13 protein-coding genes are annotated in these 19,670 nt (G+C 45.9%); 7 read left to right on the top strand and 6 right to left on the bottom strand.

What is annotated here, in order from left to right; translation table 11 throughout:
* Window positions 1–56 precede the first annotated feature (56 nt).
* Window positions 57–857, top strand: coding sequence for a DUF928 domain-containing protein (locus H6F98_RS07905; protein WP_192218126.1), 801 nt, complete (start codon window positions 57–59; stop codon window positions 855–857).
* Between the two features lie 102 nt (window positions 858–959).
* On the opposite strand, the gene H6F98_RS07900 is transcribed toward H6F98_RS07905, so the two are convergent.
* From H6F98_RS07900 to H6F98_RS07885, 4 genes are all read right to left on the bottom strand, one after another.
* On the bottom strand, window positions 960–3,632 hold the full coding sequence (locus H6F98_RS07900; protein WP_192218125.1) for a ShlB/FhaC/HecB family hemolysin secretion/activation protein: 2,673 nt from the start codon (window positions 3,630–3,632) through the stop codon (window positions 960–962).
* Between the two features lie 311 nt (window positions 3,633–3,943).
* Window positions 3,944–6,922, bottom strand: coding sequence for an L-glutamate gamma-semialdehyde dehydrogenase (gene pruA / locus H6F98_RS07895; RefSeq protein ID WP_192218124.1), 2,979 nt, complete (start codon window positions 6,920–6,922; stop codon window positions 3,944–3,946).
* A 303-nt stretch (window positions 6,923–7,225) separates the two neighbouring features.
* Window positions 7,226–7,810 carry an SH3 domain-containing protein gene (locus H6F98_RS07890; protein ID WP_192218123.1) on the bottom strand — a complete coding sequence of 195 codons (585 nt, stop codon included), beginning with the start codon at window positions 7,808–7,810 and terminating at the stop codon, window positions 7,226–7,228.
* A gap of 239 nt (window positions 7,811–8,049) precedes the next feature.
* Entirely contained in the window at window positions 8,050–8,445 is a 396-nt protein-coding gene (locus H6F98_RS07885; protein WP_192218122.1) for a hypothetical protein, read from the bottom strand.
* A gap of 139 nt (window positions 8,446–8,584) precedes the next feature.
* On the opposite strand from H6F98_RS07885, the gene H6F98_RS07880 reads away from it, so the two are divergent.
* Window positions 8,585–11,905, top strand: coding sequence for an ATP-binding protein (locus tag H6F98_RS07880; protein WP_192218121.1), 3,321 nt, complete (start codon window positions 8,585–8,587; stop codon window positions 11,903–11,905).
* Window positions 11,906–12,140: 235 nt separating this feature from the next.
* Entirely contained in the window at window positions 12,141–13,634 is a 1,494-nt protein-coding gene (locus tag H6F98_RS07875; protein WP_192218120.1) for a DUF697 domain-containing protein, read from the top strand.
* A 142-nt stretch (window positions 13,635–13,776) separates the two neighbouring features.
* Here H6F98_RS07875 and H6F98_RS07870 read toward each other — a convergent pair whose 3' ends face one another.
* Window positions 13,777–14,004: a hypothetical protein gene (locus H6F98_RS07870; RefSeq protein ID WP_192218119.1), complete on the bottom strand. Its 228-nt coding sequence runs from the start codon at window positions 14,002–14,004 to the stop codon at window positions 13,777–13,779.
* Between the two features lie 164 nt (window positions 14,005–14,168).
* Between H6F98_RS07870 and H6F98_RS07865 the strand changes: the two genes are divergently transcribed.
* The 4 genes from H6F98_RS07865 (at window position 14,169) to H6F98_RS07850 (ending at window position 18,997) form a co-directional block, all read left to right on the top strand.
* Window positions 14,169–17,639: a HEAT repeat domain-containing protein gene (locus H6F98_RS07865; protein WP_192218118.1), complete on the top strand. Its 3,471-nt coding sequence runs from the start codon at window positions 14,169–14,171 to the stop codon at window positions 17,637–17,639.
* Window positions 17,640–17,755: 116 nt separating this feature from the next.
* Window positions 17,756–17,980 (top strand): hypothetical protein, encoded by a 225-nt coding sequence (locus H6F98_RS07860; RefSeq protein WP_192218117.1) that lies wholly within the window; start codon window positions 17,756–17,758, stop codon window positions 17,978–17,980.
* Window positions 17,981–18,261: 281 nt separating this feature from the next.
* On the top strand, window positions 18,262–18,681 hold the full coding sequence (locus H6F98_RS33425; RefSeq protein WP_242058435.1) for a type II toxin-antitoxin system Phd/YefM family antitoxin: 420 nt from the start codon (window positions 18,262–18,264) through the stop codon (window positions 18,679–18,681).
* A complete protein-coding gene (locus H6F98_RS07850) occupies window positions 18,653–18,997 on the top strand; it encodes a Txe/YoeB family addiction module toxin (protein ID WP_313929814.1) in 345 nt (114 codons plus the stop codon). The genes H6F98_RS33425 and H6F98_RS07850 overlap by 29 nt, the downstream gene beginning before the upstream one ends.
* 38 nt (window positions 18,998–19,035) lie before the next feature.
* Here the strand turns inward: H6F98_RS07850 and H6F98_RS07845 are convergent, their stop codons facing one another.
* Window positions 19,036–19,596 carry a cyclic nucleotide-binding domain-containing protein gene (locus H6F98_RS07845; protein WP_242058434.1) on the bottom strand — a complete coding sequence of 187 codons (561 nt, stop codon included), beginning with the start codon at window positions 19,594–19,596 and terminating at the stop codon, window positions 19,036–19,038.
* Window positions 19,597–19,670: the final 74 nt, after the last annotated feature.

Below are 19,670 nucleotides of genomic sequence, written 5' to 3'. Positions count from 1 at the left end.
CTAAACCAAACGTAAGCGATCGCACCAAGCCCAGCGCCAACCCTAGGAGAACCCTTATGAAACCCTCTACTTCTTTCAAAATCACCCTTGCAACCGTCCTAGCCGCAGGATTTTTAGGCACCAGTGTCCTGCCCGTATTCGCCCTGTCCAGATTTAGCCAAGCTAGAGAACCCTCCTCCGGAAGTCAAGGAATCCTAGTTGCGGGTCGCCTTGGATTTCGGGTGAGAGTCCGACCCTCCCGGTTCCGAGTTGGTGGCTTTGCGCGAGGGTCTTGCCCACCCGTAACTATCGCCCCTGTTACCCCGCCCACCCAACCAGAGGAAATATCCTCAGATAAGGAAGCTCCTGTTGACTCCACCGCATCTGCACATCCTACAGTATTTGTCAACATCCCAGCCGAAATGCCGGGTGCAACAGCCCAGTTAACCTTACAGAACGAAGCTGGCGAGCAAGAGCTTTACTCGACCAAATTTCCCCTGACGGGTAAGCCTGGGATTGTAGGCATTCGCATTCCAGACAGCGTTACCCCTATGCAAGTCGGTCAAAAGTACCTGTGGCAGGTTTCAGTTATCTGTAACCCCAACAAGCCAGAAGACCGCCTGTTTGCCATGAGTTGGGTAGAGCGAGTTGCCCTAGACCCTACCGTAGCCAGTCAGATCAATCAAGCCACTCCCAGTGAAAAGTCTGCTCTCTATGCAGAAGCAGGAATTTGGCAAGATACCTTGTCCTCCTTAGCTGAACTACGCTTGAGCAATCCTAACGACCAATCCGTTGCACAAGATTGGGCAAGCCTCATGCAATCTGTCAACCTACAAGACTTTGCTAATAAGCCTGTGGTGCAAATTGCAGGAAAATAAGGTGCTGGACATTCATAGCAGAAAGCTGTCAGCTATCAGCTATCAGCTTTCTTATTTTCCTTGTTGCGTACTCCGACATTGACAGTATAGAAGCGGCTGACTTTAAAACGGAGAGTAAATCAGGGAGAAGTGAATCCCATTCTCCTGCAACGTCTCCCCACTTGATGAGAAAGAGGTGAGAGGAATACCCCAATCTAAACGGGCACTTAGATTATCCTGTCGCCACAACAGACCAATCCCTGTACTTGCCAATACACTGTTTTCTGGGTCAGTACTATCTCCACTATTCCACCCTCTACCGACCTCTAGAAACGGCGCAAGCTGCAATACACCATCAACTTCAGGTATCCGTAAAATTGGGAGACGTAGCTCAACACCTGCTAGCCAACCGTTATCGGTTAGCAGGGTATCTTGACGGTATCCCCGAATTGTTTCTTGCCCACCAATTCCAAACTGTTGCAACGGGACTAAGGGTCGATCTGCGAGTTGGAGTTCACCTCGTAAGAGTAAGAGTGTATCGTCTCCTAAGCGACGCACCCACTGTCCTCTTCCCCGCCAGGAAAAGAAGCGACTGTCGGGAGGGATAGGGTTGATTGTTGAGTTAAAGGCATTCAACCCAAGGCTAAATTCTGATTGCAGCGCTAAGACGTACTCTTCCCCCTGTTTCGTCCATTCCTGAGAAAATCGCAGCGCTGAAACTTGTGTATTCCCTTCTGCATCAGCACCAACACCAGGGAATGGTTCTGCTATACCCGTTAATCCTTGGAGAAACTCACTTTCACTCTCTCGTCGAGAGGCTGTCAAACTCAACGCTACCTCTTCAGTGGTAGTTAAAATTACAGGCTGGCGGAGAGTTAGTTCATAGTAGCGGGATCGAGATTGGATATCTAGAAAATTGAATGGGTCTTCAATTACCTCACTAGAGGTATCGCCAAGGCTAAAGCTTAAGGTGCCGTTGCGAGCGTTGATGGGCAAGCTATAGCTAGCATCCCAACCTTCACTGCCTTCTGTGCGACTGTAGCCGAGGATTAAGCTATCGCCTAAACCAAGGAAATTCCCTTGACTCACTTGAGCGCGTTGACGGATACTTCCTACACTTGGCGATCGCGCATTATCCACAGAGAACTGAATGTCCGAGGTATCCGCTTGCGTGACATTAGCATTCAGGATACTAGTTCCCGTTTGTGTCCCACGAGCAATCTCCGTTGAGATGCTCTCAATCAGAGGGTTTAGCTGCAAAAGTTGGACACCTTCTAGCAACCGATCTAAATTCAGAGGCGTTGCACCTGCGATCGCAAGACGACTACGAATGTAGCCAGGATTCAAAGGGCGATTTCCTGTAATGAAAAAGCGGTCTGGTGCAGGCGTAACGTTGGGTTCTAGCCAGTTACTCGTCAGGTAGGATGGGTTTGCCAAAAGTGACCCAGAACCATTGTTGTTTGGGCGATTATTGTCTCGATTGATGTTAACGTCTTCTAGACCCAGGCTCAAACGACTACCTTCTAGTGGTGGTATGGCAGGAGTAGTGTTTAAGATATTGATTGCTTCCAGACTGCCTTCGATGATCTGAATCGTAGCAACCCCATCACGCAGAGCATCCTGAGGAATATAAGCTCCAGAATTGATATAGTTTCGGTCTGTGTAATATTTTGTGATTGCCTCACTCGCTTGCAGCAACTCAGCCAGAGATAATAAGCGATTGATCACAGCCGGATCGACCTCAACCCCTTCGGGTAACGGTTCGGTTTGTTCAGGAGTCACTGCTTCTCCAGCAATTAGTGCCAAGGTTTTTGGGCTAAAAACTGTACTCCCCACAACCTCAAATCGCTCAACAAAAACGTTTTCTGATACAGCTTGAGGGACTGCCTCAGGCATAGGTTTTGGTTCAGGTGCAGGAGTTGGAGCAGATGGCTGAACCGGAGTAGTGGGAGAGGGCACAACAGGAGGCGATTCCGTTGCTGGCTGGGGCTTAGCAGCAGTTGGCGGAGGTTCTGAGGCTGGAGGTAAAGCTACTGGTTGAGGTTTCGCAGCCGTTGACGGAGGTGAAGGCGCTAGAGGTGACGGTTCTGGGACTTGCTCAGTGATGGGTTCTTCCGGCAGGGGAAGTGGACGTTGTCTCTGCACAGAGGAAGGTGGAGCGATCGCAACACCCGATGGCTCAGATGATGGTAGGCTTGCTTGTTCAGGTAAAGCTCGCTGGGTACTAGATTGCGCTGTTGGAGCGGCTAGCAGGTCAGAAAAATCAACCTTTAGCGGAGAAGGTTGCGGTTGTGGTGCAACTGCCTGTTTTTGCGGTGAACGAGTCTCAGCACGTTGAACAGATTGTTGCCTTTGAGGAGTAGCTTGAGGTGTCGGACGAACTTGTGGTGAAGAGCGAGTTTGCGAGGCGGAGCGACTTTGAGGTGTCGAGCGAACTTGTGGCGAAGAAATAGCTTGAGGTGAAGTAGAACTTTCAGGTAAAGCGGAAGGATTAGATAAGGCTCTATCCTGGGTTGAATTTCCTACATTGGTTCTAAGCTGTGCGTTTTTCCTCGCTTCAGACTGTTGAGTATTCGTCCGTGTTTGATTTGAGGTGGGTGGAGACAGCGTGACAATCCGAATCGGCTCATTACTACTCGCTTCATCCTCTGGCTCTCTGACGACATCAAATTCCGAGCGAAAAACTAGCTGAGTTGCAATTAACCAGACAACACCGACTAATGCAGAGATGCCGAGAATTTTAAGAAGTAATGATAACCTCGGCTTAAGCGAGGGCCCAATAGTGAGGACAATCATGTGCCATAGTCCCAACCGATAAACGTTTAAATCTAAAAAGAAGCAATACCTGTATTGGTGTTATGCCACAACAGCACCGACCATTTAGGGCATTCGCCATTATATTCATCAATCTCCTGATCTACGTCCTGTTGTAACTGTTCGATACGCTGGTGAAACTTTTTGCCAAATGCAGTACATCTTTCTACCTAACGAGTGACTAGCAAACCCATGTTAGTGGTCTGTCAAGTAGGTAGGGGCGCACAACTGTGTGCCCCTACAGAGGTTACTTTTGTTACTTGCAGCGGATAATGAACCCTAGACTAACTCTCCTATTCAGCCCCTTCAATGGGTGCAAAGCCCTGACGCTGAATGTTTTCAGTGATGGTGCGGGGTTCTAGGAATTGCAGCAAGTAGTCGGGGCCACCTGCCTTTGAACCGACACCAGAGAGTTTAAAGCCACCAAAGGGCTGTCGAGAAACAATTGCACCTGTAGTAGTGCGGTTGATGTAAAGGTTTCCGACTTCAAACTCGGTTGTTGCTTGGTTGATGTGGGACGGTGTTCGAGAATACAAACCACCTGTGAGGGCGTAGTCAGTGCCGTTGGCAACATCAAGTGCTTCTTGGAAGTTCTTCGCCCGAATGACGGCAACAACTGGCCCAAAGATTTCTTCTTGAGCAATCTTTGCATCCGGTGAGACATCTTTGAAGATAACTGGCCCAATAAAGTAGCCAGTATCAGGGGCAGACATTTCCAACGCGACTTCAGCGTCTTGACGACCTGCGGCGATATACTCTCGGATACGGTCTCTGGCATTGGCATCAATGACTGGACCAATCTGAGTACTGGGAGCTTCTGCTACGCCAATATTAAGCGATCGCGTTGCCTCTACTAAGCGACTCACAAAAGCCTCATACACAGGTTCTAAGACAATCACCCGCGAACAAGCCGAACACTTCTGTCCACTGTAGCCAAACGCTGATTGCACCACACCTGCAACGGCTTGGTCAAGGTCAGCACTTTCATCCACAATAACCGCGTTCTTCCCGCCCATCTCTGCAATCACTCGCTTGAGATGTTTTTGCCCCGGTTGTACAATCGCCGCCTCTTTATAAATTCGGCAACCGACTTCCTGAGAACCTGTAAAGGCGATTAAGTGGACATCAGGATGATTAACCATGTGAGCGCCTACGGTTGACCCTTTGCAAGGAACATATTGGAACACACCTTTGGGTATCCCTGCCTCAACCAAAATTTCGGCAATTTTTGCGGCAATTACGGAGGAGACTTCAGCCGGTTTGAGTAGAGTGCAATTTCCGGCTACTAATGCTGCTACAGTCATCCCAGTTGCGATCGCAATTGGGAAGTTCCAGGGCGAAATCACAACCGCAATCCCTCTCGGTTGGTAGATATAGCGATTCGTTTCACCAGCCACATCATAGATATGCCCTTGATCAAGGCGTTCCATCTCGTCGGCATAGTAGCGGCAGAAGTCGATCGCTTCTGACACTTCTGCATCCGCTTCCCGCAACGGTTTGCCCACCTCCAAAACAACCCAAGCTGATAGTTCAGCACGACGCTGTTCCATCAACTCTGCGGCTTTTCGCAATACACCAGCACGTTGCCGTACAGGTGTCTTCCGCCAGCCTGGGAATGCCGCTTTTGCAACTTGTAAGGCTTGTTCTGCTTGTTCAACTGACAGCAGTCCAATTTTCCCCACTACTTCACTGGGATTGGATGGATTGAGGGAATCGGCTGTTTGCTCAGTGTTTTGATACTCGCCGTTAATGAGAGGTAAATAGGTTTTACCCAGTTGTTGCCGAACTGTTGCAAGGGCTTGTTGGGCTTCCTGTCTTGCCTCTAGCTCCGCATAATCTGTATCTGCCACATTTGGGAAAGAGTAGGAGTTTTGCGGATGATGTTCCGACTCTGGATTGGCGAGAACAGGTGGGGCAAGTAGTTCCTCAATTGGTCGTTCTTCCATGCTTTGCCGCAAGAATGAACTATTTGCGGTATTCTCTAGCAAACGGCGAATGAGGTAAGCCATTCCTGGCAGAAGTTCGCCATAGGGAGCATAGACACGTACCCGATGACCTCGTTTCACTAAGGCTTTTGCCAGTTGGTCACCCATGCCGTAGAGAACTTGCATTTCAAAGCGGCGAGGGGGGATGTTGAGGGTTTCTGCGATCGCAATTGCCAAGGCTTGCGATCGCACATTATGACTGCCAATTGCGGAATAAATATACTCATGATTCTCCAGCATCAACTGGGTCATCTTCTCAAAATTGGCATCCGTTGCCGCTTTATCGTTATAAACTGGCTGCGGCCAATCCTTTTGGGCGGACTTAATCGTCTCCTGATCCCAGTACGCCCCTTTTACTAGACGCACGGTGAACGGATAGCTGCGCTGTTTTGCCCACTCAATCAACTCACGTAAATCTTGCTCACTGTCACGTAGATAAGCTTGCAGCGTTATACCGACATCCGTGCGAGAACGAAACTCCTCTTCCATCAACAGTTCTTTGAGGATATCGAGCGTCATGTTTTTGTAAACATACTGCTCCATATCAAAGTGAACGGCTGCCCCCAGTTCTTTAGCCCGACGTAAGAGAATACGAAGGCGATCGCAAACTCTTTCCTTACTTCCTTGAGGATCGAGCGGGTCAAACTGCGAGTAAAACGCCGTTAACTTGACTGATACTTGAACTTGTGGTAAAGACTCACCATCTGCAAAATCAATCTCTTGTACTGGCGACCACTTCTTCGCTTCCTGGGTCAACTGCTCCATCAAATCCAGGTAACTTTGTAGATAAGACTGCGCCTCAGTTTCCGTAATGACTGCCTCTCCTAACAAGTCAAGAGTGAAAGCCATCTTGTCTTTCCGCAGTCGCTCTATCGTTTTGAGTACCTGCTTAATGTTCTCACCAGCAATATATTTATGTGCCAGTGTTTCAACGGCGGTAGAAACCGTTGTTGCAGCTACTTGTCCCGGCATCGAGTCAGCTTGAGCAAAGTTGAGCATTCCTTTGAGTGCTGCTGGCAATTCAACTGACTCATCACCTAAATATTCCTGCAAATGACGAGCAACTTCCGGTTTGCTACGCAAAGCGGGTAAAGAATCAATGAAGCGAAACAACTGCACCCGCAATCCTGGATTGCCCATTGCCCAGGCTAGCAATTTATCATCCCAGCGCATTTGGTCACGCATCTGGGCGAAAAAGGAGCGATTCTCTCTGGTTGCTGCCAAAAGTTGTTTGGCGATTTCCTGAGTTTTCGTTTCGTAGGTGCTTTTCTGTACTTGTACAACCACGGCTGGCAGACTCCTATTCTGGGCGAGGCTTTGGACTGAAGCCTTCTATAGTACTTAACAAAGCCGTCAGCGGATCGTTGGTCAGCTATCAGTCGGTTAGATTCCTCTGACAAAGATTTAGTGGCTAATCGTTAGTCGGAGTTTCACTCTCCCACCAACTTTTGAGCTGAAAGCTGATTGCTGAAAGCTGATTGCTCTTTATATTTCTATTGTCCAATTTAAAACCCGAATTGGGGTCTGCTGGTTGGTTAGCTTAACACTACTTACTGCTGCCTAAAGCTGGGGAGTATCAATGTCTCCTTACTATCTCAATTTGAGATAAGCAGACGATACATAACCCTTCACAGGGGAAGAAATGGGTACCCAGCCATTTACGCCGCGATTCACAATTGTAACCCGCTGTCCATTGGCTAAAGAGCCAACGATAGCACTGTTAATCGAGGGTGCTTGCCGGACGCGAAGACTACTGTCCACTACTACTCGGCGGTAGTTACTACTGGAATTAGAAGGAGGTACAGGTGTAGCGCATAGCTTAAGATAAGCCGCCGCTACATAACCTCTGACAGGGGAAGAAATCCGTACCCAGCCATTAACACTCTGTCCCTCAATCGCGACAAGGGTTCTATTGGTTAATGAGCCGACAATTGACCCACCTGGGCTTGAGCGGACATTGAGACTGTCGCCACGAGTAACAACTCGGCGACAGTTGTCTGAGTTTTGTGCGAGTAGAAACTTACCCGCCTGGAATGCTGTTGTTTCTGGAGGAGAAGGCTTGATGCTTTGCGATGCAGGTTTAGCAGCAGTAGAGGGAGTCGCAAAAGCTGTCACAGCCAGTGAAAGTATTGGAGTCACGGCGAGGGATTGTTGCCAACCATTGAGCTGTTTCATGGGGGTAATTCCTTAGCAAATCGAAGAGAGATGCTTTATTCTAAAACCCTCAAAAAAGCTCTAGTCAGCGATAAAAAGCGAAATTCAATGCTTTAGACAATTAAGTAGAGATTTAGGTTTAAATTTGCTATTTTTTGACCAATACACTAAAAATTTATCACTTAGAAACTTTAACGCTCAGAGAAGTAGGGTGCGTTACGACGCACCCTACTTCTCCCCTACATCTTGGCGATTACAATTTATCCTTCAGACAAAAAAGCCCCGTTAGCGGTGACGGGGTGTTTTTCTGTGCTATGCGTATAAGACGTTGGAACCTCAAGCAATGTCCATTCGTTTTTGATGTAACTTAGGTCAGATGGTCTAGAGACATAGCTCTCAACATAACCACAGGTACCACAAATATAAGTGTCGAGTGGGACATAGCGATCGCCAGAAGTTCCAGATCCTACCGTAATCGTGTTTAAAGAGGGAAACTTTCTATTCGTGTTGCAAAAAACCTCGTGCGAACTGCACTTGGGACATTGACCATTTTTCATCTGATGACTGCCTTGAGGTAAAAAACTTGCTTTGATTCCTTTTACCGATTTGGTACAGCACAATCGGGATAAAATCCCACTCGCCGAATCAACTAACATCTAGTCCGGTTAACTACTTGGTTTATAGCATTTGGGCTTCAAGTCTGCTGTCTGTTAACACTCATTTCCTGGCACGACTGACGTTAAAGACTTACCCTTTTGGATGGAAGCCTTGTGGATAGTACCCCAGGAGAGCCAAATGAAGTTTAGATTGGGTTGGTTGCGTAACCAGGTTGTCTTGGCTTTGGGCACATTGTTTGTCATTGTTCTGAGTGTCTTGCCATTTAATCTAACGTCTATTCAGGCACAACCTCAGATGCTGATGCCGCAAGAGGAACCACCGCAGGAAATCCTACAAGGCTGGCAATACCACTGGGGAGACTTTCCTCTGAATGAAGCTGGTGTTCCAGTTTGGACACAACAAGAGATTTCTAGTTCTGACTGGCATCCATTTGAGTTCCCTAAACGCTTATGGAAACAACAGGGGCAAGAAATTGTTTGGCTGCGTGTTCCTTTACCCAGCGGACAATGGCAGTCTCCTGCACTGTATTTGCGTGCCGTTCCCTACATACTCGGTGCTTACATTGAGGATAAGGATAAGCCAATCTATGCAGAGCTTTCGCTAAACTCGTCAAATCAAGTTAAACGAGAAGAGTATCAATGGCCAATTATTCCTCTTGAGCCTCCTGTTGCAGGGAAAACTCTGTTTTTCCGGGTTTATGCGGGTTACGCCTCGGCGGCTGATATCTATATCGGTTTATTTGACCGAGTAATGATTGGTTCTAAGACGAGTCTAATTAAGCATTTAATTCAAAAAGAGATTAGCTCTGTACTGGGTATTTTCTTTGCTTGCTTAGGTTTAATTGCACTTTTAATTTCTTTGAATCGTCAAGAAAAGCAAGCCTATATCAAATTTGGTTTGTTATCTATATTTGTTGGTACTTATACAACGGCGAATAGTCAGGTTGTTACTCTATTTTTTGGCAATCCAGCAGCATTAGATTATATTCGGAATATATCTTTTTACTTAATACCAATTAGTGGCTGTGCTTTTTTTGAAGAAGTCTTTGGGGCAGGATATCAGTCAGTTATTCGGCGTTTGTGGCAAATCAACTTAGCTTATGTGCTGGTTGCGATAACCTTAGTGATTAGTAACCTAGCTTTGTGGAGTCAGACTATATTTCCGGCTCAACTATTATTTCTAGTAAATGCTGTTGTTTTATTATTTGCGGCTCTTCAAATACTAATCAGAGGAAATCTGGATGCTAAGCTATTTACTTTTGGCTTTATTATTCTCACTCTATCTGGCGTTCACGACATCCTGGTTTATATTTTCAGCCCAATAACTTGGTATTCGAGAATCTATCCTTGGGGAACCTTTGTTTTTATCCTAATTTCAGGATTTATCTTAGAAAGTCGATTTAATCAAGCACGAAAACGATTACAAGCTTATGCTATTGAATTAGAGACTAAAAATGCAGCTCTTAAGAGATTGGATCAGCTTAAGGATGAATTTTTGGCAAATACGTCTCACGAACTAAAAACTCCTTTAAATGGAATTATTGGTATTGCAGAGTCACTAATTGATGGCGTAACAGGTCAGTTATCTAAACAAACCGTTTTGAACCTTTCCCTAATCGCTTTGAGTGGAAGAAGGTTAACTCAGCTAGTGAATGACTTGCTAGATTTCTCACAGCTAAAACACAAAAAGCTTGAGTTGAAGATTAATCCAGTCGGGATGCGAGAAGTAACAGATATTGTGCTGATGCTTTCGCGATCGCTTATTGGCAACAAATCCTTACAACTGATTAATAACATTGCTCCAGAGATGCCTCCTGTGGATGCCGATGAGAATCGAGTCCAGCAGATTTTGCACAACCTTGTGGGTAACGCGATTAAGTTTACCGAAAGCGGCATCATTGAAGTTTCTGCTGCTATTGTCAATGAGATGTTAGCTGTTACCGTCACAGATACAGGTATTGGCGTCCCGGCTGATAAACTAGAGCGAATCTTTGAGTCATTTGAACAAGCGGATGGTTCAATTGCAAGGGAATATGGAGGTGCAGGATTAGGTTTAGCGGTAACACAACAGCTAGTTCAGCTACATGGTGGTACTATTCACGTCGAGTCTACTGTAAGAGTTGGCTCACGCTTCACGTTTACTCTCCCCTTATCAAGAAATAAGCTAGAAAGTAAACAACAAGACGTGTCAAAGGGTCAAGATTTATTGGCACCAAAACTGTCTGCTAATGAACTATTAATTGATAGTAAGACATTTGTTCCTGCTGAAGGAGGCTTTCAAATCTTAATTGTGGATGATGAACCTGTAAATCTTCAGGTGCTTGTCAACCATCTTTCTTTGCAAAACTACGCCATTACTCAAGCTTCAAATGGAATAGATGCATTAGAAGTCATTCACAATGGTTTAAAACCTGACCTTATTTTGTTGGATGTGATGATGCCAAAAATGACGGGGTATGAATTTTGTAAAAAAATTCGTGAACAATTTCCGGCTAATGAAATGCCTGTTGTATTATTAACCGTTAAAAATCAGGTATCAGACTTGGTAGAAGGGTTTAATTCTGGAGCCAATGATTATTTAACCAAACCTATCTCTAAAAATGAATTACTAACACGAATCAAAACCCATATTCGCTTAGCAAAAATCAATGAGGCTTATGGACGATTTGTGCCTTATGAATTCTTAAGGTTTTTGGAGCGAGAAAGCATTGTTGATGTTCAATTAGGTGACCAGGTACAGAAAGACATGACTGTTCTGTTTGCCGATATTCGCTCATTCACGACCTTGTCAGAGAGGATGACACCTAAACAAAACTTTGATTTCCTCAACGCTTGCTTGAGTGAGGTGAGTCCAGTCATTCGCAATCACAACGGCTTTATTGATAAGTACATTGGTGATGCAATTATGGCGTTGTTTCCTCAAACGACTGACGATGCAGTACAGGCGGCAATTGAGATGCAAAAGCAGATTTTGCTCTACAACGAGCATTTGCAAAAGAGTGGTGATGAGCCAATTGCGATCGGTATTGGTCTACATACAGGCAGTTTGATGTTAGGAACTGTAGGAGAGGCGCAGCGGATGGAAACGACTGTGATTTCTGATGCGGTGAATTTAGCGTCTCGTTTGGAAGGCTTAACTAAGGTGTATGGGGTTGATATTTTAATTAGCGAACAAACCCGGTATCGCCTCAATGATCCACAATGTTATAAACATCGGTTTCTCGGTCGAGTTAAGGTAAAGGGTAAAACTCAACCTGTGGATATATTTGAAGTATATGAGGCAGACCCTCAGCCAGTGCTTGAACTCAAAGAGCAAACTCGTAGGGAGTTTGAGGAAGGAGTGGCTTTGTACTTAGAAGACCACTTTGCACAAGCACAACAGATCTTCGAGCAAGTTCTACGCAAAAATCAGCAAGATCGAGCAACACAGTTGTATATAAAACGTTGTCAGAGGGTGCAAAACTTCGGCGCATCTGAACTTAATGGTTTAATTAGCTAGGGAAAAATTTGGCTAGTCCAGCAGGGCGGCAATAACTATCCAGTTGAAAAAGGTTCAAAAGCTTGCTGTACAAGCAATATTCCTTCTGCCCTAGAGCCTTCTGTCTTCTTGCACTAGGTAGGAAGTGGTGAAACGAGCGAAGTGGGTCAACGAGGACTAGCATAGAGAGAGGAAATAGCCCAAAAATTTTGGTTGAGGGCGGTGACTTTGGTGGGAGTAGCTTTCGGAGGGAGAGATGGCTGTTAAATTGCGGCAACCTATTTTAGTGGGAGGAGTTAGCCTGTCGTTTTTGCTCTGGCTTTTGCAGAGTTGGCATCACTCCGTTGGGCAAGTGGGTGAGTTTGGCGTACTCGGTGTGATGGCATTAGGTGCTGGGTTCTGGTTGTTCCAGCAGAAAAACTCGAAAGAAATTGATTTTTCGAGGGAATCAGTGCCGTTAAACCGTGAGACGGTGGAAAAAGCGATCGCTTCTTGCGAAACTCTAATTAACCACCTGGAAACTGAGACAGGCAACCCAGAGACGATTAGCCAATTGCGACAGCAGGTTACCCAACTCACAACACAGTTAGATAGACAGGAATTACAAATAGCCGTAACAGGTGGTAAAAGTGTCGGGAAAACGGCTGTTGTTCAAGTGTTGGAGTCTATCTGGAGTCAACAACCGCAGCGTCTTACCTTAAAGGAGACACCTGCGCTGTTTATTAATACAGATGGTGATGTCGCGGCAGAATCCCTAGCGAAAGAAGTTGCTCTCGCTTCGGATTTGGTTCTATTTGTCACGGCTGGGGATTTGACGGATAGTGAGTTGCAAAGCTTGCGACAACTGAGGGCGACAAACCAGCGAATCCTACTGGTATTTAATAAACAAGACCAGTATCTACCAACAGAACGAGCCACTGTGTTGCAACAGCTACGGCAACGGATGACGGGGTTATTAACTGCCGACGATGTGGTTGCGATCGCATCTTCTCCTGCCTCAGTAAAAGTGCGTCAGCATCAGCCAGATGGTTCGGTACAAGAGTGGATGGAACCACAAACCCCTGATTTAACTTCACTCAGTGGGCGGTTAAATCAACTTGTTGCTCAAGAAGGGCAACAATTAGTTTGGGCAACTACCAATAGAGCCGTGGTAGCGCTAAAAACTGAGGTGAAAACTGAGTTAAATAAAGTCAGACGCGATCGCGCTCTCCCCTTGATTGAAAAATATCAGTGGATTGCGGCAGCAGCAGCGTTTGCTAACCCAGTACCCGCACTGGATATCCTCGCAACGGCGGCAATCAGCGCCCAGTTAGTGAAAGACTTGGGTGAGATTTATCAGCAAAAGTTCTCACTCTCACAAGCCCAGTCAGCCGCTAAAACATTAGGCACTTTGATGCTCAAGTTGGGGCTGGTTGAACTCTCGACTCAAACTGTTGGCAGCATCCTCAAAAGCCATGTCGTCACCTACGTTGCAGGGGGTGCTGTGCAGGGAGTTAGCGCCGCTTATCTCACAAGATTAGCGGGTCTAAGTCTCATTGAGTATTTCCAAGAGCAAGAGATTAGCCAAACTACTGCAACAGGACAACCGTTCAACATTGAGCGACTCGGACAGAAACTGCAATCCGTGTTCCAGCAAAATCAACGGGGCTCATTTTTGCAGGGTTTTGTCAAGCAAGCGGTGGGACATCTTGCGCCAAAGTCACCTCAGCCTGAACTCACGGGTTCTGAGACAGGGGCAACGGCTGCTTAGTCCTCTAGTCAGCCTTCGTAGGGTGCGTCGCGACGCACCCTACGAAGGCTGACTTAGGACGCTGCAATTTTCCAATGGGGTAGGTAAAAGGTTTGTAGGGGCGCTCTTGTTTTGCGCCCTCATGTAAGAGAAGTGTAAGGGATTACTTGGTTTTCTTTTGTGGCAGTTGCAACATTACAGGTACCAAGACTTTAATCAAGCTTGCGATCGCGCCAATCAAAACTGAAATTGCCATGATGACAGCGACAGGACTGTTTCCATCTGTCAGACTGACATTTGCACTATCTGGCTGAACTTGTGCAGGAGTGACAAGCTGAATAGGTTGGATAGTCTGTGCTGGTTTTACGAATGTTGTTTGGGTGTTTTCCATGATTTGAACCTCATCTCAAATGCTGTTGAGACAAAGATAGGTTGACTGAGGGGGGTACCTCTAGAGCAAAACCGTTCAGCTCAAGGTGAACCGTTCTGAACTACCAGATGTTAGGTACAGCTAGCTAAGCTATTGGTATTCGCAACTGAACCTATTTGCGACTGATGAGTCAATCTGGCAAATCCCGCAGCGTTTCGGCAACCAAAGAAGGACTAGATAAAGTTCGCCAAAGAAGGGCAGAACTAGAAAAACCTGGAAAGCCGGATAAAAAAGGTTGGTCTCAAGAAGACTTGGCGGCTCAGGCATACGTCCATATCAGCACAGTTAAACGCTTTCTTGGCGAAAAGCCTGTTGATGAAAACAGTGCGCTCGCAATTGTCCAAGCCTTGGGTTTGGAAATCACAGAGGTAGTCGATCCAAAGGATTGGAACCCAGCAAAAGAGACATCGGATGCGATCGACTGGCACGAAGTTTGTGGCAAAGTCTTAGCACGGCAGCGAGAAGAACAGCGACTCCGACGACAAGCTACTGAGCGGGGTTTTGAATTAAATGTCTATGTACCACTGGGATTAGTTGAGCGCAAACAACAGCAGCGTCGGCGTGGAGATGTTCCTCTAGAGGAGGTGTATCAGCTAGCCGAGGAAGTCATCACGAAAGAGTATGACAATGACAAGTTTTTGACAGAAGTAATTGAGCCTGGGAAAAGTAGGCGCATCGCTATCATCGGCGAACCGGGGGCAGGAAAGACTACGCTGCAAGAGAAAATTGCGGTTTGGATACATGACAAGAACAAAGGTTTGCCGATTTGTATCCCGTTGGGAGGGTTGCAAGGGAAATCCCTTGAAGACTATCTACAACAGATTTGGCTCAAAACGGCGCTGCGATTCATTGAACCGGATGTTTCACGGGTAGAGGCTCAGGCATTCGCTTCTCTACAAAAACTGTTCCGTGAAGGTAACATGTGGCTGCTGTTAGATGGAGTAGATGAGATGGCGGCTACCTCACCTGTCGAGGCGTTAGCCACTATCAAGGAACAATTGACAGACTGGCTGGTAGAGGCGCGGGTGGTGCTGACTTGTCGCCTCAATGTCTGGGATGCCAATGTCAACACTATACTGACTGGCTTTGAAACCTATCGCACTCTGGAGTTTAAGCCGGAGCAGGTTGAGGATTTTATTCGACAGTGGTTTGCCTGCGCCAATGAGTTGCAACGGGGAGAAGAATTACTGAGGAAGTTACAGGAAACAGGGAGGGAGCGCATCCGGGAATTGGTGAGAAATCCCCTGCGATTGTCGCTGTTGTGTCAGACATCGTATTTGCTGCCTGTGGATGAGCCATTGCCGGAAACGAAGGCGGCTCTTTACGAGAGATTTACTCGCTATTTTTATGAGTGGAAACAAGAGCAACATCTGGATTTAACCCAGCAGGATGAGTTGATTGATGAATTACACGAAGCTCTAGGTAAATTAGCTCTAGCAGGAATCAACAGCACTGCTAGGTTCCGGTTGAAACGGAAGTTAGCTCGTCAGGAGATGGGCGAACCCCTGTTCAAATTAGCTGAACGTTTGAATTGGCTCGTTTTGGTGGACAGAGAGGCGAAAACTGATGAAGCTGTCTATGCTTTCTTCCATCCCACGTTTCAGGAATATTTTGCGGCGTGTGCGATCGATGATTGGCATTATTTCCTCAACCACGTTCAAGATAACCCGATGCAAGGTATTTACAGCATTTTTGAGCGGCAGTGGAAAGAGGTGTTTTTGCTTTGGCTAGGACGAGAGGATGTAGAGAAGGAGCAAAAGAAGGCACTTATTTTGGCTTTAGGAAGATTTGAAGATGGGTGCGAGAGTTTTTATTGGTATCAAGCTTGGTTTCTAGCAGCAGCAGGCATCTCCGAATTTTGCGATTGTCCTTGGGCTGATGAAATTGTGAGGCAGATCGTTGAATGGAGTTTTGGTTATTTCAACACTGAAAAACAGAAGTGGTGGGTACTTCTCAATCCAATTCAAAAAGTAGCTAGGGTAGTCCTGCGAGAAACTCAGAGAAAGAGCGCGATCACTGCTCTGATTGACCTTCTGCCTAATGTTCAGGAAGACTATATCTGTATGGAAGTCGCAAAAAGCTTAGGAGAAATCGACCCAGGCAATTTAGTAGCCATACACACTCAGATTAGGCTGGTGCAAACTGCCAATTCTGAGTTTACCCGTATGGAAGCCGCAGAAAGCTTAGGGGAAATTGACCCAGGCAACTTAGTAGCTATACGAGCTTTGATTGAGCTGATACAAACTACTAATTCTCTGTTCATCTGTAGGGAAGCTGCCCAAAGCTTGGGGAAAATTGCCAATGGCGATTCAGAGGCGCTTCAGGCTCTAATCGGGCTGATGCAAACGGCTGAAGATAGTCATACTCGCAATCTAGCCGCAGAAAGCTTAGGAAAAATCGACAAGGACAATCTGGAGGTACTCCAGACTCTGATTAGCCTGATACAAACTTCTGAAAATATTCACACTCGCCACCTAGTAGCAGAAAGCTTAGGGAAGATCGACAAGGACAATCTGGAGGTACTCCAGACTCTGATTCGGCTGGTTCAATCTGCTGAAGATGAATCCACCCGCCAGCTAGCAGCAGAAACCATTGGGAAAATCGACAAGGACAACCCAGAAGCCCTCCAAGCTCTGATTCGGGTGGTGCAAACCTCTGAAGATGAGTCTATTCGTAGACGAGCCACAGAAAGCTTAGGCAAAATTGGTAAGGGCAACCCAAAGGCAATCCAGTATCTGATTGAACTGGTGCAAACCTCTGAAGATGAGTCTATTCGTAGGCAAGTTGCAATAAGCTTAGGTGAAATTGGTGAGGACAACCCAGAGGTGCTTCAAACTTTGATTTGGCTAGCGCAGTCGTCAAAAGATAAGTGTACCCGCAGGTTAGCCGCAGAAAGCTTAGGGAAAATCGACAAAGACAATTCAGAGGCAATTCAGACCCTGATTGAGCTGGTACAAAATACTCAAGACAATAATGAACCTTGGCTAGCCGCAAAAAGCTTAGAGGAAATCGGTAAGGATAATCTAGAAGCAATCCAGGCTGTGACTGGACTGGTGCAAACTGCTGAGTCAGATTACACCCGTTGGCTAGCTGTAGAAAGCTTAAGGACAATCGACAAGGACAACCCAGAGGCAATCCAAACTCTAATTCATCTGGTACAAACCTCTGAAGATAACTACAATACTCGTTGGCTTGCCGTAGAAAGTTTAGGGAAAATCAGCAAAGATAATCCAGAGGCGCTCCAAACTCTGATTCGGCTGGTACAAAGCTCTGAAGATGCCTATACTCAGATAGCTGTAAAAAGTTTAGGGGAAATCGGCAAGTACAACTCAGAAGCTATTCAGGCTTTGATTTGGCTTGTGCAAACAGCTACACATCATCAAACCCGTGGGCAGGCTGTAAACAGCTTAACGGAAATCACTGAAGGCGATGGGCTACGGCTAGCTGTCTCAGCCTTAAAGTCTGGCTTGGCAGTTCCGGTTTATGAAAATAATCCCGATTACCACGAGGCTTGCTACCGAGTCATCTGGCACTGCGCCCAAAATATGTCCTACCCAGATTTCTATCAAGCTTGGCACCAGACGACCGTTCATTAGAGAGGGTAGGATTTAGCGATCGCTTCCTCTGTGACTTGAGCAAATTTGATGGGGTCGCACATTACCTTGCGTCAGATAGGCTCAAAACTGAGTAACCTCGTGAGCGCGATACCTAAATGCAAGTTTTAACACTCACTGGTAAAATTGACTCCGATGGGCATTTGCGCCTGGATATACCGACTCAGCTACCAGCCGGAAATGTAGAGTTAGTCCTAGTAATTAACCCCACACCCCAAGAAAAGCCAAACCGCAAAACCTATAATTTTTCCGACTTGGCTGGCAAATTAACTTTGCAGGGCGATCCTGTGGAAATTCAAACAAGTATGCGAGATGCGTGGTGAACGTTACTTATTGAATCCAAATGTCATCATTGCTCTACTGCTAGGAATCCAATTTCAAGCCCAAAGATTTAGCCTCCATCTGTCAATCTGAATCTATCGTTTAGATATTCTGGATGGAAAACGTGAACTCACGGCTACTCAAATAAAAGAACTGGCTGCTTTTTTTCACATCTCCCCTGCTGCCTTTTTTGAGTAAAGCTTTAAAGTGAGTGCGCTCGCTCTTTGTCCTTTAAGCGTTCACAAACGCTAGAATTGTGCTAAATAACAAAGCATGAGGATATATGGCTGAAATTATCCTAGATGAAACCAAACTTAAAGAACTGCTGAAAACAGCAATTGTTGAGGTACTTCAAGAGCAGAAAGAATTATTTTCTGATTTATTAGCAGAAGCCCTAAAAGAAATAGCCCTAGAAAACGCTATTAAAGAAGGTGAAAAGACGGAGTCAGTTAGCCCAGAGGTAATTTACAATCACCAACAGATAGTTATTACTTATGAAGGGCAGGAAAGTCTATCTGTAATTCCTACAGCAGAACTTGAAAGTCTCAGGGAGACAGTCTATCTGTTCCAGTCCCATGAAAATGCCAAGCGTCTTCTAGATGCCTTAGAACGTGCCAAAGCACGGACGAGTCAACCGCGAACTGTAGAAGACCTGTGTCAGGAGTTTGGACTTGGTGAAGAAGAAGAAAAAGCCTCAGCCTGAAAATCTGGAACCGGAACCCAAGCCTGAAGCCTCACAAGAAGATAGTTCAAAACGCGAGTTAGGTTTTGATGTGAGATTTCTGGAAGATCTTACCTTCTGGGTTGATACAAACAGAAAGATTGCGCTTCGATTATTATCTTTAGTTGAAGAAATTGGGCGCAATCCCTTTGAAGGAACAGGAAAACCGGAACGATTGAAATATCAGGATGCAAATGTCTGGTCGCGCCGTCTAACAGAGAAGGATCGCATTGTTTACGTGGTCAGTGATGACCGAATTGAGTTTTTGCAAGGTCGATATCACTATGGCGACAGATGAAGACCCTCGTCAGCAAGAGTAGAGCGATCGCATCTTTTCTAAATACCAAAAAGCGTTTGAATTTGCTTTCGTATCCGAATAAATGGAGTTTCTTCAAAAGCTCCGTCATCGAGTAACCCTAAGTTTCTTAACGCCTGTTGACGTTCAGATAGTTTTTGAGCAATGTCATCAGCTAACTCTTGATGTTCTACCAAAAGTTGCTGCAAATCATTATGGGAGACAACAAACAGAATTGAATCTTCCAAAGTCCGAACTGTTGCTGAGCGAGGCACACCCAATAGTAAAGACATCTCTCCAAAAAACTCTCCCGCATGGAGTGTCGCAATATATTTCTCCGTTCGTTGAGAAAACACCTCTACAGAACCATTTAGAATAATATAAAAAGAATCTCCAGGGTCATTTTCTTGACAAACAATCTGCCCTACAGGAAATAGTTGCCGATACCCGTACTCAATTAATCTCCGTAATTCTAAATCTGTACAAGTTTCAAAATAAGTTACTCGTCGTAACAAATCGCGAAGAGTCCAGTTACTTTGTGATTTTGGAGATGATTTTTTAGGCTGAAGTTCCCCCATACAGATGTACTGTTTAGTAAGCAAGAGCTTGCTCTGCTTGAGATAGAGATATCGTTCCCGTCAGCTTTGTACCCATGTAGTTTTAGATTTTCTTAAGC

Source organism: Microcoleus sp. FACHB-SPT15, assembly GCF_014849525.1.
Classification (GTDB): Bacteria; Cyanobacteriota; Cyanobacteriia; order Cyanobacteriales; family Coleofasciculaceae; genus Symplocastrum; species Symplocastrum torsivum.
This window is presented reverse-complemented; position numbering and strand designations above follow the sequence as displayed.